We start from the raw sequence: 14400 nt of genomic DNA, 5'->3' as shown, positions 1-14400 counted from the left end.
GTCCTGCACGCTTCGTTCATGGCAGCATCATGCGCCATGTCGTGGTAATGGCGGGCACGGGAGCGATCGGGTTGATGGCCGTGTTTGCGGTCGATCTGCTCAATTTCTGGTATATTTCGCATCTGCACGACCCGGCTCTGACGGCTGCAATCGGCTTTGCGGCGGCGCTCGGCTATGTGCAGGTGGCGGTGTCGATCGGGATGACGATCGGGCTCGGTGCCATTATCGGGCGGTTGATCGGCGCGCGGCGTGTCATAAGGGCGAGGCGCTTCGCATCGGCGTTCATGGTGGTGATGGTGGCCGTCACTGCCGTGCTTGGCTGTCTGACGGCGGTTCTGGCGTCCTTTCTGCTCACGCTTCTCGGAGCGCGGGGAGAAGCACTCGTTCAGGCTGTTGGGTTTTTGCATCTGGTTTCGCCATTCCTGCCACTGGTCTGTTACGGCATGGCGCAATCGGCTTTGCTGCGCTGCGTTGGCGATGCGCGCCGGTCGATGCAGGTCACACTGGTTGGCGCGCTGGTATCGGCCATTCTCGATCCGATCTTGATCTTCGGGTTCCATATGGGGCTGACAGGGGCCGCCATCAGCACAATCGCTTCGCGGGGAACGGTGGTGGCCTTCGGCTTTTTCAGCCTGCGTGGCCACCGTATGCTGGAATGGCCACGGCTTTGGGCGATTGCACCAGCGACGCGTCAGATCGGGGGTGTGGCCTTGCCAGCGATTGCAACCAATCTTGCCACACCGATCGGTGGGCTCTTCACGACGCATTTCATGTCGCGATTTGGGCTGGAAGCAATTTCAGGCCAAGCGACGATCGATCGCATCGTGCCGGTTGCCTTTGCTTTTGTATTTGCCCTGACTGGGTCGGTCGGACCGATCATGTCGCAGAATCTGGGCGCCGGTAAAAAGGACCGTGTGCGCGAGACGCTCTATGCCTCGCTCAAGCTGACGGCGCTCTGCGTTGTGTTGACCTGGGCTATTCTGGCGGCGTTTCACACGCCGATCCTGCACCTCTTCGCATCGAAAGGGGTGGCGATACGCATCGTCACACTGTTCTGCTGCTGGCTGGTGGCGAGCTATTTCTTTGTGGGGCTGCTTTTTGTCTCGAACACGGCGTTCAACAATCTTGGGCATCCATTCTATTCGACCGGGTTCAACTGGGGACGAGCGACGCTGGGTACGATACCGTTTGTGTGGATCGGCTCTTACTACGGTCCTATTGGCATTCTGGTCGGCCAGTCTCTGGGCGTCGTGATTTTCGGAAGCCTGGCGGCTTTGACGGCGTTTAGAGTGATCAGACAGATCTGAAAGCGTGAAAACGCTCACGGGCTGTTTATCGAAGCGGTTCCAAAAAATTAACGGGCGGAAAAGCAGTTTGATCTCGAATGAACGGATCCCTTGAGTGAGAGGGGCGAGAGGAAAACGCAAGGCGCAAGCACTGTCAGAGAAGACAGCAGAGCATAAATGTCAGAGAGAATATATCGATTAGAAATAAATAAAAAAATACTGATAAATAGTAATCATACTTAATATATGAGAATCGAAATCATTTACGGCGCAATACATGCATTCCTACTAATTTTTCCTATAAAAATTGAACGGTAGTGATTGATATTTTATTGTCTACTAGTATATTTAATGAATGAATTATTCATCTCTCAGCCATGCTGAGCTCCCTACTGGGCAGACACGAGAAGTTTTCTTTTTCCGTCCGCGTAATAAGAAGAGACGACAATGTATTTTGTCGCATATCGCATCTTTCCTATCTGCCCTCTCAGATTGTAGTGAAGGACAAACAAGGCGATGCGGACGCTCGGATTTGCCGTCCATGAAAATGCTGTGACTGAGAGAAACGATGCGAATATTGTTGACTGGTGGCTGCGGGTTTATCGGGTCTGCTGTGGTCAGGCATCTGATCCGTCAGACGTCTCACGAGGTCCTCAATGTGGACTGCATGACCTATGCGGCTTCTGAGGAAACGGTTGGCGAGGTAGCGGCTGATCCGCGCTATCATCATGCCGCAGTGAATATTATCAATGGCGTCGAGCTGCAGAAGCTTTTTGACGAGTATCGCCCCGATGCGGTGATGCATCTTGCGGCAGAAAGCCATGTCGATCGGTCGATCGATGGCCCCGGCGTGTTTGTAGAAACGAACGTGACCGGCACCTATGCGCTTCTCGAGCCGCTCGCCGCTACTGGCAGTCGCTTGATGCCGATGCCCAGAAAGCATTCCGTTTCCATCATATCTCAACCGATGAAGTGTTCGGCCATCTCGAACTCGATGATCCGCCATTCACCGAGACGACGCCGTATGATCCGCGCAGCCCGTATTCGGCGTCGAAGGCGGCTTCGGATCATCTGGTGCGCGCTTGGTATCATACCTATGGCCTGCCCACTTTCGTAACCAACACGACCAATAATTACGGGGTCTGGCACTTTCCTGAAAAGCTTATCCCGCTGGTGACGATCAATGCGCTGGAGGGCAAGGAATTGCCTGTCTACGGGAAAGGCGAGAATATCCGTGACTGGCTGTTCGTCGAAGATCATGCCGAGGCTCTGGTGAAAGCCGTCGAACGCGGTCAGCCTGGCGAGACCTATGCGATCGGCGCACGTCAGCCGCGCACCAATCTCGAAGTGGTCAAAGCGATCTGCACCGTGCTCGACGAATTGTCGCCCGACCCAGCAGGACCGCGCGAGCGCCTGATCCGTTTTGTCACCGACCGTCCCGGCCATGATTTCCGTTATGAGATCGACCCCAGCCACGCCGAGAAGGCGCTCGACTGGAAGGCGAAGCACGATTTCGAAACGGGCATCCGTCGCACCGTTCAATGGTATCTCGACAACCGTCATTGGTGGGAAGGCATTCGCTCCCGCCGCTACACCGGACAGAGACTGGGAACAAAAGCATGAGCGCCGAAAAGACCAAACCGATGAAGGGCATTCTTCTGGCGGGTGGGTCGGGCACGCGCCTGCACCCCATGACGCTGGCGACCTCGAAGCAGCTGCTTCCGGTATACGACAAGCCGATGATCTATTATCCGCTGACCACGCTCATGCTGGCGGGGATTCAGGACATCATGATCATCAGTACCCCGCATGATCTGCCGCAGTTCAAGCGTCTGCTTGGTGACGGATCGCAGTTCGGTGTGCGCTTCGAGTATCGCGAGCAGCCCTCGCCGGACGGTCTGGCGCAGGCTTTTCTGATCGCAGAAGACTGGATCGACGGGGCCCCCTGTGCGCTGGCCCTTGGCGACAATCTTATCTTTGCCGACCATCTCAGCGTGCTGCTGCGTGCTGCTGCGGCCCGGCCCGAAGGGGCGACGGTCTTCGCCTATCAGGTGCGCGACCCCGAGCGTTATGGTGTGGTCAGCTTCGACGAGAGCGGGCGCGCGCAGCGTATCATCGAAAAGCCGAGCGAGCCTGAGTCAACCTGGGCTGTCACCGGGCTTTATTTCTACGATCACCGCGTTGTGGAATTCGCCAAGAAGGTCAAGCCGAGCCCGCGTGGCGAACTTGAAATTACCGATCTCAACCAGATGTATCTGGAAGAAGGGTCGTTGCAGGTCGATCGTCTGGGCCGTGGCTGCGCCTGGCTCGATGCCGGTATGCCGGACAGCCTCATGCAGGCAGGGCTTTTTGTACAGACCATCCAGTCCCGTCAGGGCATGCTGGTAGGCTCGCCAACGGAAGTCGCCTATCGCATGGGCTTCATTGATCGTGACCAACTCATCGTTCAGGGCAACGCCAAGAAGAAGACCGAATTGGGCCGCATGCTGCTGGAACTCGCGCACCAGACCCAGTCAGGCAGGAACTAGGAGCCGCACCCATGAAAGTCGAACGTCTCGCCATTCCTGATGTCATCCTCGTTACGCCGCAGCGTTTCAGCGACTCACGCGGTTTTTTTTCCGAAACCTACAATCATCAGAAGATGGTTGATGCAGGCATCGATCTGACCTTCGTGCAGGACAACCAGAGTCTGTCTGTGCAGAAGGGCGTTCTGCGCGGCCTGCATTCACAGGTGGCCCCTTTCGTTCAGGGCAAGCTCGTGCGCTGCACCAAGGGTGCGATCTGGGACGTGGCAATCGATGCGCGCACTGGCTCGCCGACCTATGGTAAATGGGTCGCGGCAGAGCTGTCGGAAGAAAACTGGTCGCAGCTCTGGGTGCCACCTGGCTTTCTGCATGGCTTCGTGACGCTGCAGGAAAACACCGAAGTGCAGTACAAATGCACCTCGCTCTATGACAAGGCATCCGAGCGTGCGGTGATCTGGAACTGCCCGCATCTGGCCATCGACTGGCCGATCAGCGAAAGTGAAGTGGTTCTGTCGGATAAGGACAAGGTCGCGCCGCACTTCACAGAAGCCAAGGGATGGTTCCAGTACTAATGAGCACGTCAACGGAAAAGCGCATTCTCGTCACGGGTGGGCAGGGTCAGCTTGCCACCTCGCTGAAGCGCCTCGGTGGCGATCGAGTCGTGGTGGTAGGGCGCCCCGAATTCGATCTGGCTCAGCCCGAAACGCTGGCGGCTACGCTGGAGCGGGTCAACCCTTCTCTGGTTGTCAACGCGGCAGCCTGGACGGCGGTCGATCTGGCCGAGAGCGAAGTCGAGGGTGCGACGGCCGCTAACGAGACAGGCCCGGCAGAGCTGGCGCGTCTTTGCGCTGCGAGCAACACGCCTCTGATCCATGTTTCAACCGATTATGTCTATGCCGGCGACAAGGGTACCCCCTATGTCGAGACCGATCCAGTCACGCCGCAGACTGTCTATGGACGCACCAAGGCTGCGGGCGAGCAGGCCGTTCTGAAGGCCCAGCCGCGCAGCATCGTTTTGCGCACCTCCTGGGTATATTCGGGCCATTGCAAGAATTTCGTGCGTACCATGGTCAATGCCGGTGCGAAGAACACTCATCTCAAGGTAGTGGGCGATCAATACGGTAATCCGACCAGTGCAGACGATCTAGCAAAGGCGATCCTCTCGATTGCCGATCAAGTAGAAGCCGGATGGCAGGACAGGTTTGCCGGTCTTTTCCACGCCAGCGGCACGGGTGAGACCAGCTGGCACGGTCTTGCCGTGGCCGCCCTTGAGGAAGCCGCCCGTCACGGCCAGACCATGCCCGTCGAAATCGCCGCCATCCGCACGCAGGATTGGCCGACCCCCGCAAAGCGGCCTCAGGATTCCCGTCTCGATTGCAGCAAGCTGGAGCAGGTTTTCGGCATTCGCCTGCCGGAATGGCGTGATAGTGTCGCCCGTGCTGTCGATGAGCATTTCGCGACCAAGCCGGCCTGAGCGTGACAGGGCAGATCAAGACGATTTCTGCGGCACCGCGTCTCTACGCGGTAGGTGGACGCGATACGAAGCGGGCGGCCTCGGTGCCGCCCGTTGCGATTCTGCTCTCCGTCTATAACGGCGAAGCTTTTCTCAACCAGCAGCTCGACAGTTTTCTCGCGCAGTCGGACACGAACTGGTGCCTGTACTGGCGCGATGACGGCTCACAGGATGCGTCCCGCGCCATCATGCTGTCTTTTCAGGAGCATCGCGGGCAGGGGCGGTGCATCGAGATCGACACCGAGCCGGGTAATATCGGGGTGGCGCGCTCCTACGCCTTGTTGCTCGATGCGGCGCCGCACGAGGCGCTGATTGCCTTTGCAGATCAGGACGATGTCTGGGTGCCGCAGAAATTAGCCTGGGCACGTAAGAAAATCCTGGGGCTGTCTGGACCGGCACTGTATTGCGCGCGTCAGTTTCTGACCGATGAAAAGCTGGCGGTAAAAGGGCCTTCCCTTCCGCTTAGGCGCAAGACTGATTTTCATGCCGCCCTGATTCAGAACATCGCGACAGGCCATACGATTTTGCTCAACCCGGAGGCCGCGGCGTTGATCAGACCGGTCTTGCCACCCGAGGGCGTCCTGCATGATTGGTGGAGCTATGCGCTCGTGCTGGGGGCCGGGGGGGAGATCGTTTTCGACGAACGCTGCGTCAGTCTCTATCGTCAGCATCGTCGCAATGTTGTGGGCGTCGAGCGGTCGGTGGTCGTCAGGGGAATGCGTGCCCTGCGTCGCGGTCCGACTGCCTTCATGGCGCTCCTCGTGGCCCTGACTGCCCGATTGCAGGACGCTGATTGCGCCAGAGCCCTGACGCCAGAGGCTAGAGCTTTCCTCTCGCGCGTGCAGAGCACGCTTGGAGGCGGGTTTATGACGCGACTGCGCTTTTTGCTGGCTGAGCGTGGCTTCATACGCCAGCGCCCCGCCGAGACCTGGCTGTTCCGGTTCTGGTTTCTGTTTTACGGTAGCGCCAGACCGAAATCATGACAGGTACGGCGGAAATTCTCTGACGGCTCGGCGCGTGCTGCAATCTGCTCTGTCGTAAGCGTCGCTTCAAGCGAGCGGCTCATCAGATGCAGAGATCCCGTGCTGCCACCATAACGTTCATCGCCTATGATGGGGCAGCCGAGCACAGCGCAATGCACGCGGGCCTGATGGGTGCGCCCGGTGAGCAGGGTCAGCTCCATAAGGGCCCTGCCCTGGCTGCGTGAGACAACATGCCAGGCTGTTACGGCTTTCTGCCCCTCAACATGGGGCGCCATACGCCAGCCCTCTTTTGTCGTGACCTTGCGCAGCGGCGCGTCGATGATGCCCTCGTTCTCTTTCGGGGCTTTACCCACCACAGCCCAGTAGGTCTTTCGGACCAGCCCGGCAGCGAAGAGGGCCTGCGCCTCGACAAGCGCCTGCTTGCGTAGTGCGATCATGAGGCAACCCGACGTATCGGCGTCAAGACGATGCACCAGCCAGGGCCCATCCTTGCGCCTCGACAGGAGCGGAAACAGCGCCTCGACCGAATGCGTCGTTTTCGGGCCGGGATGAACGGGCAACCCCGCAGGCTTGTCGATCACGACAAGACGCGGGCTCTGATACAGGATGGGGTAAGGGAAAGGCGTCATCGGGGGAGGGGGGTCAGTCTTCGTCGCGCTGGCGACGGGCAAGAACCTCGCGCTTGCCGACATGGTTGGCCGCACTCACGATGCCTTCCTTCTCCATCTGCTCGATGATCTTGGCCGCGCGGTTATAGCCGATCGACAGATGACGCTGGATGAACGACGTCGAGGCCTTGCCTTCACGCGTCACCAGATCGACGGCCTGATCGAAGAGGCTGGCCTCGGCGTCGTATCCGCCGCCGCTCATGCCATTGCCGCTTGACGAAGCACTACCGCCTTCGTCTTCGAGGTTTGAAATCACCTCGTCATTATAGATCGGTTCACCCTTGCTGCGCAGATCGGCCACCACGTCCTCGACTTCGCTGTCAGTCACGAAGGGGCCATGCACGCGCGTGATGCGCGCCGCACCCTGCATGTAGAGCATGTCGCCTTGGCCGAGCAGCTGCTCGGAACCCTGCTCGCCAAGGATGGTGCGGCTGTCGAACTTGCTGATGACCTGAAACGAGATACGCGTCGGGAAATTGGCCTTGATAGTGCCTGTGATGACGTCAACCGACGGGCGCTGCGTGGCCATGATGACATGGATGCCCGCCGCGCGTGCCTTCTGCGCCAGACGCTGCACGGCAGCTTCGATTTCCTTGCCTGCCACCATCATGAGATCGGCCATTTCGTCGATCACCACTACGATATGCGGCATGGTCTCCAGTGCGAGCTGCTGCTCGTCGAACACGGGCTGACCCGTTTCCGGGTCGAACCCCGTCTGCACGCGTCGCGTCACCAGTTCGCCCGTCGAGCGCACCTGACGCACGCGCTGGTTATAGCCGGTGATGTTGCGCACTTGCAGATGGGCCATTGAGCGATAGCGCTTGTCCATCTCTCGCACGGTCCATTTTAGCGCGGCGACAGCCTTGTTAGGTTCGGTAACGACCGGCGTCAGCAGATGCGGAATGCCATCATAGATCGAGAGTTCGAGAATTTTCGGGTCGATCATGATCAGGCGGCACTCTTCCGGCGTCAGCCGGTAGAGCAGCGACAGGATCATGCGTTCACGCCCACCGACTTACCTGAGCCCGTGGTACCCGCGATCAGCAGATGCGGCATTTTGGCCAGATCGGCATAGACCGGGTTGCCCGCAATATCCTTGCCCAGCGCGAGACGAAGCTGAGCGCCAGGCTCATGGAATTCCGGCGTGTCGAGCAGCTCGGAGAAATACACCGTTTCACGCGAGGCATTAGGCACTTCGATGCCTATCACATTACGGCCCGGCACGGTGGCGATACGCACGCTCAGCACTGAGAGCGAGCGTGCAATGTCATCGGCCAGACCGATAACACGCGCTGAACGAATGCCCGGCGCTGGTTCCAGCTCGTAAAGCGTAACGACCGGCCCGGCGTGAATATCACCGATCTGCCCCTGCACGCCGTAATCCGACAGCACCTGCTCCAGCAGGCGCGCATTGGCCTGCAATACCTCGTTGGAAGGGCCGTTCCCCCCATGGGCGGGAGCCTTGCGCAACAGGCCGAGCGAAGGCGGCTGCCAGCCAGCACTTTCCCAACCCTGACGCGCAGCGGCAGCGGGCTGTTCCTGGCTGGGACGCTCTGCACGCGCCCGCCCGAAGCCGAAAAAGCCGCGCTTGGGTTCTTCCTGCGGTTGCGGTCTGGTAGGGGGCTCCTCTGCATAAGGCGCAGAGTCCTCTATCTCGGCATAACGCGTCACGGCGGCGGGACGTGGCCCGCTCTCCTGATCGCGGGAGATCTGTGCCAGCTGCATCGCATAAGGGTTGGCAGGCGTTGGCGGTTCGGTCACCGGGACAGTTTGCGGTCGTGTCTGGGGTTTTTGTGCGTGAGCGGTCTGTGTCTGGGCGTTCGCGAGCGCCGGCAGCGCCTCCTCGTTTTTCTCCGGTGGCTGCAGCCACCCCGTATTGGCCGGAATGAACGGCTGACGTGACGTCTCGCTGGTCTGTCTGGGCGAGGGATAAGGGTGCTCATGGCGGTAGGCGTTCGCCTCGACCGGCTCGTAGCTGCTCCAGTCCGGCGGTGTCGTCTGTCGTGCGCTATTGCCCATGCGTCGTGCCAGATGCTCCGACCCCTTGCCCACGGAGCGGGCTCCACTGAAGAGGGCGCGCCACTCGCTGCGACGCAGTCCCACCGCAAGCGGGACGAGCAGCACGGTCAGCAACAGGCCCAGCAGCGAGAAAAGCACGCCGCCCGCCCGGCCAAGTGTGGCCCGCCCGGTTGCCACCAGATGATCGGCCAGAACGAGGCCGAGCTGCCCGCCTAGCCCCGCCCGTGAAGGCCAGCTTGTAGTCAGGACCGGCATCAGAACCTGCAAGGTCGCGATCAGCGCCGCCGCAACCGGCAGCAGGCACAGAAAGGCGACAAAACGCAGAATGGGCACGCTGAGTGCATGATGGCGCACGATCTGCCAGGCCCAGCACAGCATGACGATGATCGGCAGCGCGCTGGCCAGACCCAGCCATTGCACCAGCCCGTCGGCCAGCGTTGCACCGGGTTGCCCCAGAAGATTGGTCGGCACAGCCGTGGTGGCGGTATCGAAAGACGGGTCCTGCGGATTATAGCTCCACAGGGCTACACCGAGGGCAAGTGCAAGAGCGAGCAGGACAAACCCGCCGAGCTCCGTCAGCCGGTCATGAAACTGGCTGCGTAGTCTGGGCGAGGCATTTGCGGGAGAGAACCAGCGGCTGAGCAAAGCCAAATTCACATCTTCCTGTGCTTGCGCAATACGTTGCACCCCGCGCATGGGGCGTCGAGCATCGTCTGAAACTATACCTGTCGTGTGGCAGAACTATAGCGGAACAACGCGGCGAGACGAGAGCAAAAAAGGACCGATTTCCGCCAATTTCGTATCACGTGGGGCACTGCCCCGCCCCCCGGCAAAGGACAGTCGTCCTCTGGAAACCTGATTGAATGAAGCAGGGATCGGAGGGGCCTGTTCCTTCGTGGGTTAGAGCGGAGCCCCGGGATCACGAAGCCCGCCAGATCCTGACCTGCGCTACACCGAAGCGTCGTTCGGTCAGCAGGGGAAGGTCGACGGCGAGTTCGTCTTTCACGGCAGTTTCAGCGACGATCACCGCCTCGGGCGCGATCCAGCCGGAGCGCGTCAGGGCCTTTAGGGCGGCAGGGATGAGCTCCTTGCCGTAAGGCGGGTCGAGAAAGACCAGCGTGCAGGGGCGAGTGGCACGAGGGGCGCGGGTAACGTCGCAGGTCAGTACGGAGAGGTCGCGATCGTCGAAGCGACAGGCGCGGATATTGGCTGATATCACGGCGCGGGCGCTGCGGTCCTGCTCCATGAAAATGGCAGAGGCGGCACCGCGGGAGAGGGCTTCGAGTCCGAGGGCACCCGTACCGGCGAAGGCGTCGAGCACATTGGCTTCTCGCAGGAAATCCGCCCCGGCCCAGGGTGCATGGGCCAGCATGTCAAATACGGCCTGCCGGGCGCGGTCGGAGGTGGGGCGGGTGGTTTCGCCCCGGGGAGATTGAAGGGCGACGCCTTTGCGCTCACCGCCGACGATACGCATTATTCTTCTTCGGCTTCCGGGCTGGCACTGTCGATGGTTTTGTCTTTCACGACGCGGCGGACGCGACGCGGAGCGGCGGCGAGGCCAGGCACCTGTTCGCGCAGGATCTTGCCCTGAACCTCTTCGATCTCGCGCTTTTGCAGCGTGCCGAGCTGGAAGGGGCCGTAGGAAACGCGGATCAGACGGCTCACATGCAGATTGAGCCCCATCATGACACGGCGGATTTCGCGGTTCTTGCCTTCCTGCAGGCTGACAGTCAGCCAGGCGTTATCGCCTTTCTGCGAGTCCAGACCGGCCTCAATGGCGCCGTAGCGCACGCCTTCGAATTCCGAACCATGGGCGAGGGCGGCCAGCTTGCGCTCGTCCACCACGCCGAACACGCGCACGCGATAGCGGCGTATCCAGGAATTCGAGGGGAGTTCGAGGCGTCGGGCCAGTTCACCGTCATTGGTGAGCAGAAGCAGACCTTCGGAATTGATGTCGAGACGCCCGACACTCACCACGCGTGGCATGCCCTCGGGCAGGGAGTCGAACACGGTGGGGCGGCCCTGCGGGTCGCGATGGGTGGTCATCAGCCCGTCAGGCTTGTGATAGCGCCAGACGCGCGTGTGTTCCTTGCTGCCGACCACCTTGCCGTCGAGCTGGATGATATCGCCATCCTGCACGAAAGTGGCAGGATGCTCGACAGACGAACCGTTCATGCGGATACGCCCGGCTTCGATCATGCGTTCGATGTCGCGTCGGCTGCCTACGCCTGCGCGGGCCATCCATTTGGCGATGCGCTCGCCCTTTTGTTCTTCGGTCATGCTCGTCTGTCCTGTGGTGTCGCGTGTCGGGCCGCGTCGATGAATCCAGCCAATAGACGCGCATCGCCTGGATCGATAGCGAATTCCGGGTGCCACTGCACCCCCAGACGAAAAATTCCGTCAGCCGTCTCGATCGCCTCGATCAGCCCATCGGCTGCGCAGGCGCTGATTGTGAGGCTGCCGGGGTCGCGCACGCCCTGATGATGCGACGAATTGACGCGCATTTCTGCCTGACCGGTGCAGCGTGAGAGAAGCGTGCCGGGGACGACGCTCACTTCATGTCCAGCCTCGTCACGCGGGTTGGGTTGCTCATGGGCGATGGGACCGGGGGCTTGTTCGGGCAGATGCTGGAACAACGCGCCGCCCCAGGCGATGGCCATGAGCTGCATGCCACCGCATATGCCGAGAATGGGCAGGGCTCGGCCGCGGGCTGCGGCGATATAGGCGAGTTCGGCATCGGTGCGGCCGGGCTTGAGCGTTGTGCAGGGATGGAGCACTTCGCCATAAAGGGCGGGGTCCGGGTCGAAGGCGCCCCCTGCCACGACCAGACCGTCGAGACGTGCCATCAGGGGGGCGGCCAGCGCAGGGTCATGAGGCAGGCCGACCGGCAGGCACCCGCGGCAATCAGGGCACTGAAATAGTTCTGGCGCAAGGCATGATAGGGCCAGCGCGAGAAGGCCTGCGGTCCGCCCGGCTCGATATCGAGGGTGAGGCCTATGAGAGGTGCGCGTGTCATGGCGACGATGTAAACAGGGTTTGGCGCAAACAGAAAGCGCCTGAGTGTCTGTCGTCCGGTTATCCATGAGTGGGAGAGAGTGTGTCCGAAAAATCCCCGCGTAGCACGCCCGATGATCGGTCAGACAGGCAGCAGTCAGGCCGGGTCGCTGTGGGAACGCCCATGCAGGCGGCGCTGGCGGCAGCGCGGGAAGCGGCTGCACGTGGTGAGGTGCCGGTGGGCGCTGTGTTCTGGGGCCGGGCGGACATGTTATCGCCCAGGCCGGTAACGAGGTGGAGCAGCGCAAGGACCCGAGCGCCCATGCCGAGATTCTGGTCATGCAGGCAGCAGCAATGGCGCTGGGCTCGCGTTCATTGGCAGAATGCACGCTGGTCGTGACGCTTGAGCCATGCCCGATGTGTGCGGCGGCTATGGTGCATTTCCGTCTCGGGCGGGTGGTCTACGGTGCTTATGACCCCAAGGGCGGCGGGGTCGATCATGGGCCACGTATTTTTGAGCAGCCCGGCTGTCTGCATCGCCCTGAAGTGGTCGGAGGCGTAAGCGAGCAGGAAAATGCTCGAATATTGAGGGAATTTTTCATAACATTGCGGAAAACGCGCGTCTCATGAAACGGATTACCACGTTTTTACGTATGCCTATTCTGGACGAACCCGAAGCGGCTTCATAAGTTTGATTGACCACACCGCACCTTTTGGTGCCAACGCTGGAAAGATCATGACTGACGCCATGCTTGTACGTTTGATGCCTTCACGGAAATTCCGTTCACTGGCTCTGGTCGCAGCCACTGCGCTATCCATTGGCGCCGGTGTGTCCTCTCCCGCATGGGCAGAAGGGCCGATCACGCCCCAGACCCAGCTCCAGACGCTGCCGAACTTCGTCAATCTGGTGAAGCAGGTGAAGCCTGCAGTCGTCTCCATCACCTCGCATATTCGTGCCGATGTAGCCGAGCAGGAAGAGGGCGGCGGTGGCGGTGGCCAGCAGATGCCTTTCCCGTTCCCCTTCCCGTTCCAGATGGCGCCACAGCAGCAGCAGCCTCATCGCACGGTTGAGGCCCGTGGCTCGGGGTTCATCATCTCCAATGACGGCTATATCGTCACCAACAACCATGTGGTGAATGGCGCGACCAAGGTTTCCGTGACGCTCGACGACGGCACGACCCTGCCCGCCAAGATTATAGGACGCGACCCCAAGACCGATGTGGCGCTGCTCAAGATCAAGCCGAACGGCAAACTGCCTTTCATCGAGCTTGGTGATTCCGACAATGTTCAGCCCGGCGAGTGGGTGGTGGCTGTGGGCAATCCTTTCGGGTTGGGTGGCACGGTCACGGCCGGTATTGTCTCGGCGCGTGGGCGTGATCTGAATGCAGGTCCGTATGACGATTTCATCCAGATCGATGCGCCGATCAATCATGGCAATTCGGGTGGTCCGCTCTTCAGCCAGAATGGCAAGGTGATCGGTGTGAATGCCGCCATCATTTCACCCTCGGGTGGTTCGATCGGCATCGGGTTTGCCATTCCGTCGAACACGGTCAAGAGCGTGGTGGATCAGCTCCGTACCTCGGGCCATGTGACGCGCGGCTATCTGGGCGTGCTGATGCAGCGCATCTCCCCGACCCTGGCTCAGGCGCTGAACCTCAAGCCCAGCGAGCCGGGTGCACCGCCCGAAGGGGCGCTGGTTGCACAGGTGACGCCGGGCGGCCCGGCCGACAAGGCAGGTCTGAAAAGTGGCGACGTGGTGACGGCGCTCAACGGCGCCAAGATCAAGAGCGTGCATGATCTCGTCGTGCATACCGTCTCGATGAAGCCGGGCACCGATGCTGCGCTGACCGTGCTTCGCGATGGCAAGACGCAGACGATCACGGCCAAGATCGGCAATATGCCGAAAGACGGTGAAGGTCAGGACGCGACGTCCGGCGATGACAGCAGCCAGTCCGGTAGCGGCAAGATCGGTATTTCGCTTACGCCACTTTCTCGGGATATGCGCCAGCAGCTTGGCGTCGACGACACTGTAAAGGGTGCTGTGATCAACCAGATCGCGGCCGGTTCTCCTGCGGAGCAGGCCGGTGTGCGCCCCGGCGACATTATTCAGGCCGTCGGCAATACGGCGGTCGATAACCCCCGCGCCGTACTGACAGCCGTGCGTGGTGTGCTCAAGAGCAAGCAGCCGATCCTTCTGCGTGTGCTGCGCGATGGTCAGCAGATCTTCATCGCCATAGCACCCGGCGGGAGCGATGCCGATGATGATGGCAGCGACGAGGGTAACTGACTCAGACCGGTTACCCGGTATGCTCCGGAGTTGACATGCGAAAGGGGCGGGGTTTTCGGACCTCGCTCCTTTTTTTATGTATGCCGCTTTGTCGTGCGGCGTTTGCGGCGCCCGCCGTGCTGCGG

The 14400-nt window shown here is 60.7% G+C and carries 9 protein-coding genes and 4 pseudogenes; 8 read left to right on the top strand and 5 right to left on the bottom strand.

Annotation, left to right across the window (positions count from 1 at the left end; translation table 11 throughout):
• Window positions 1-29: 29 nt before the first annotated feature.
• The 6 genes and pseudogenes from JCM25414_RS17600 (at window position 30) to JCM25414_RS05825 (ending at window position 6307) form a co-directional block, all read left to right on the top strand.
• Entirely contained in the window at window positions 30-1307 is a 1278-nt protein-coding gene (locus JCM25414_RS17600) for an MATE family efflux transporter (RefSeq protein ID WP_035442778.1), read from the top strand.
• Window positions 1308-1854: 547 nt separating this feature from the next.
• Window positions 1855-2909 (top strand): annotated as a pseudogene (gene rfbB / locus JCM25414_RS21475) (dTDP-glucose 4,6-dehydratase).
• Complete coding sequence (gene rfbA, locus JCM25414_RS05840; RefSeq protein WP_025841026.1) at window positions 2906-3814, top strand: glucose-1-phosphate thymidylyltransferase RfbA; 909 nt, start codon at window positions 2906-2908, stop codon at window positions 3812-3814. Before rfbB ends, rfbA begins: the two are co-directional and overlap by 4 nt.
• Window positions 3815-3825: 11 nt before the next feature.
• Window positions 3826-4383 (top strand): dTDP-4-dehydrorhamnose 3,5-epimerase, encoded by a 558-nt coding sequence (gene rfbC / locus JCM25414_RS05835; RefSeq protein WP_025841025.1) that lies wholly within the window; start codon window positions 3826-3828, stop codon window positions 4381-4383.
• Window positions 4383-5285: a dTDP-4-dehydrorhamnose reductase gene (gene rfbD, locus JCM25414_RS05830; protein ID WP_199897601.1), complete on the top strand. Its 903-nt coding sequence runs from the start codon at window positions 4383-4385 to the stop codon at window positions 5283-5285. Before rfbC ends, rfbD begins: the two co-directional genes overlap by 1 nt.
• A 2-nt stretch (window positions 5286-5287) precedes the next feature.
• Window positions 5288-6307, top strand: a complete 1020-nt coding sequence (locus JCM25414_RS05825) for a glycosyltransferase (protein ID WP_025841023.1) — start codon at window positions 5288-5290, stop codon at window positions 6305-6307.
• On the opposite strand, the gene JCM25414_RS05820 is transcribed toward JCM25414_RS05825, so the two are convergent.
• From JCM25414_RS05820 to JCM25414_RS17580, 5 genes and pseudogenes are all read right to left on the bottom strand, one after another.
• Window positions 6280-6936: an RluA family pseudouridine synthase gene (locus JCM25414_RS05820; protein WP_025841022.1), complete on the bottom strand. Its 657-nt coding sequence runs from the start codon at window positions 6934-6936 to the stop codon at window positions 6280-6282. The two genes, JCM25414_RS05825 and JCM25414_RS05820, sit on opposite strands and share 28 nt — an antisense overlap.
• 13 nt (window positions 6937-6949) lie before the next feature.
• Window positions 6950-9690, bottom strand: a pseudogene (locus tag JCM25414_RS17585) (DNA translocase FtsK 4TM domain-containing protein).
• 223 nt (window positions 9691-9913) lie between these two features.
• On the bottom strand, window positions 9914-10468 hold the full coding sequence (gene rsmD / locus JCM25414_RS05810) for a 16S rRNA (guanine(966)-N(2))-methyltransferase RsmD (RefSeq protein ID WP_035442741.1): 555 nt from the start codon (window positions 10466-10468) through the stop codon (window positions 9914-9916).
• The gene (locus JCM25414_RS05805) at window positions 10468-11274 is read right to left on the bottom strand and encodes a pseudouridine synthase (RefSeq protein ID WP_025841020.1); all 807 of its coding nucleotides are present in this window, start codon (window positions 11272-11274) and stop codon (window positions 10468-10470) included. The genes rsmD and JCM25414_RS05805 overlap by 1 nt, the downstream gene beginning before the upstream one ends.
• Window positions 11271-12010: pseudogene (locus JCM25414_RS17580) on the bottom strand (gamma-glutamyl-gamma-aminobutyrate hydrolase family protein). Before JCM25414_RS17580 ends, JCM25414_RS05805 begins: the two are co-directional and overlap by 4 nt.
• A gap of 162 nt (window positions 12011-12172) precedes the next feature.
• Here JCM25414_RS17580 and JCM25414_RS17575 point away from each other — a divergent pair.
• Window positions 12173-12618: pseudogene (locus tag JCM25414_RS17575) on the top strand (nucleoside deaminase).
• A gap of 133 nt (window positions 12619-12751) precedes the next feature.
• On the top strand, window positions 12752-14275 hold the full coding sequence (locus tag JCM25414_RS05790) for a Do family serine endopeptidase (RefSeq protein ID WP_025841019.1): 1524 nt from the start codon (window positions 12752-12754) through the stop codon (window positions 14273-14275).
• Window positions 14276-14400: the final 125 nt, after the last annotated feature.

Origin of the sequence: Asaia platycodi JCM 25414 (genome assembly GCF_000614545.1) — a bacterium.
GTDB classification, from domain to species: domain Bacteria; phylum Pseudomonadota; class Alphaproteobacteria; order Acetobacterales; family Acetobacteraceae; genus Asaia; species Asaia platycodi.
This window is presented reverse-complemented; position numbering and strand designations above follow the sequence as displayed.

What these genes read in the sequence shown, in the direction of transcription:
- JCM25414_RS17600 (WP_035442778.1), top strand. Translation starts at nt 30, where the DNA reads ATGCGCCATGTCGTGGTAATGGCGGGCACGGGAGCGATCGGGTTGATG.
- rfbA (WP_025841026.1), top strand. Translation starts at nt 2,906, where the DNA reads ATGAGCGCCGAAAAGACCAAACCGATGAAGGGCATTCTTCTGGCGGGT.
- rfbC (WP_025841025.1), top strand. Translation starts at nt 3,826, where the DNA reads ATGAAAGTCGAACGTCTCGCCATTCCTGATGTCATCCTCGTTACGCCG.
- rfbD (WP_199897601.1), top strand. Translation starts at nt 4,383, where the DNA reads ATGAGCACGTCAACGGAAAAGCGCATTCTCGTCACGGGTGGGCAGGGT.
- JCM25414_RS05820 (WP_025841022.1), bottom strand. Translation starts at nt 6,936, where the DNA reads ATGACGCCTTTCCCTTACCCCATCCTGTATCAGAGCCCGCGTCTTGTC.
- rsmD (WP_035442741.1), bottom strand. Translation starts at nt 10,468, where the DNA reads ATGCGTATCGTCGGCGGTGAGCGCAAAGGCGTCGCCCTTCAATCTCCC.
- JCM25414_RS05805 (WP_025841020.1), bottom strand. Translation starts at nt 11,274, where the DNA reads ATGACCGAAGAACAAAAGGGCGAGCGCATCGCCAAATGGATGGCCCGC.
- JCM25414_RS05790 (WP_025841019.1), top strand. Translation starts at nt 12,752, where the DNA reads ATGCCTTCACGGAAATTCCGTTCACTGGCTCTGGTCGCAGCCACTGCG.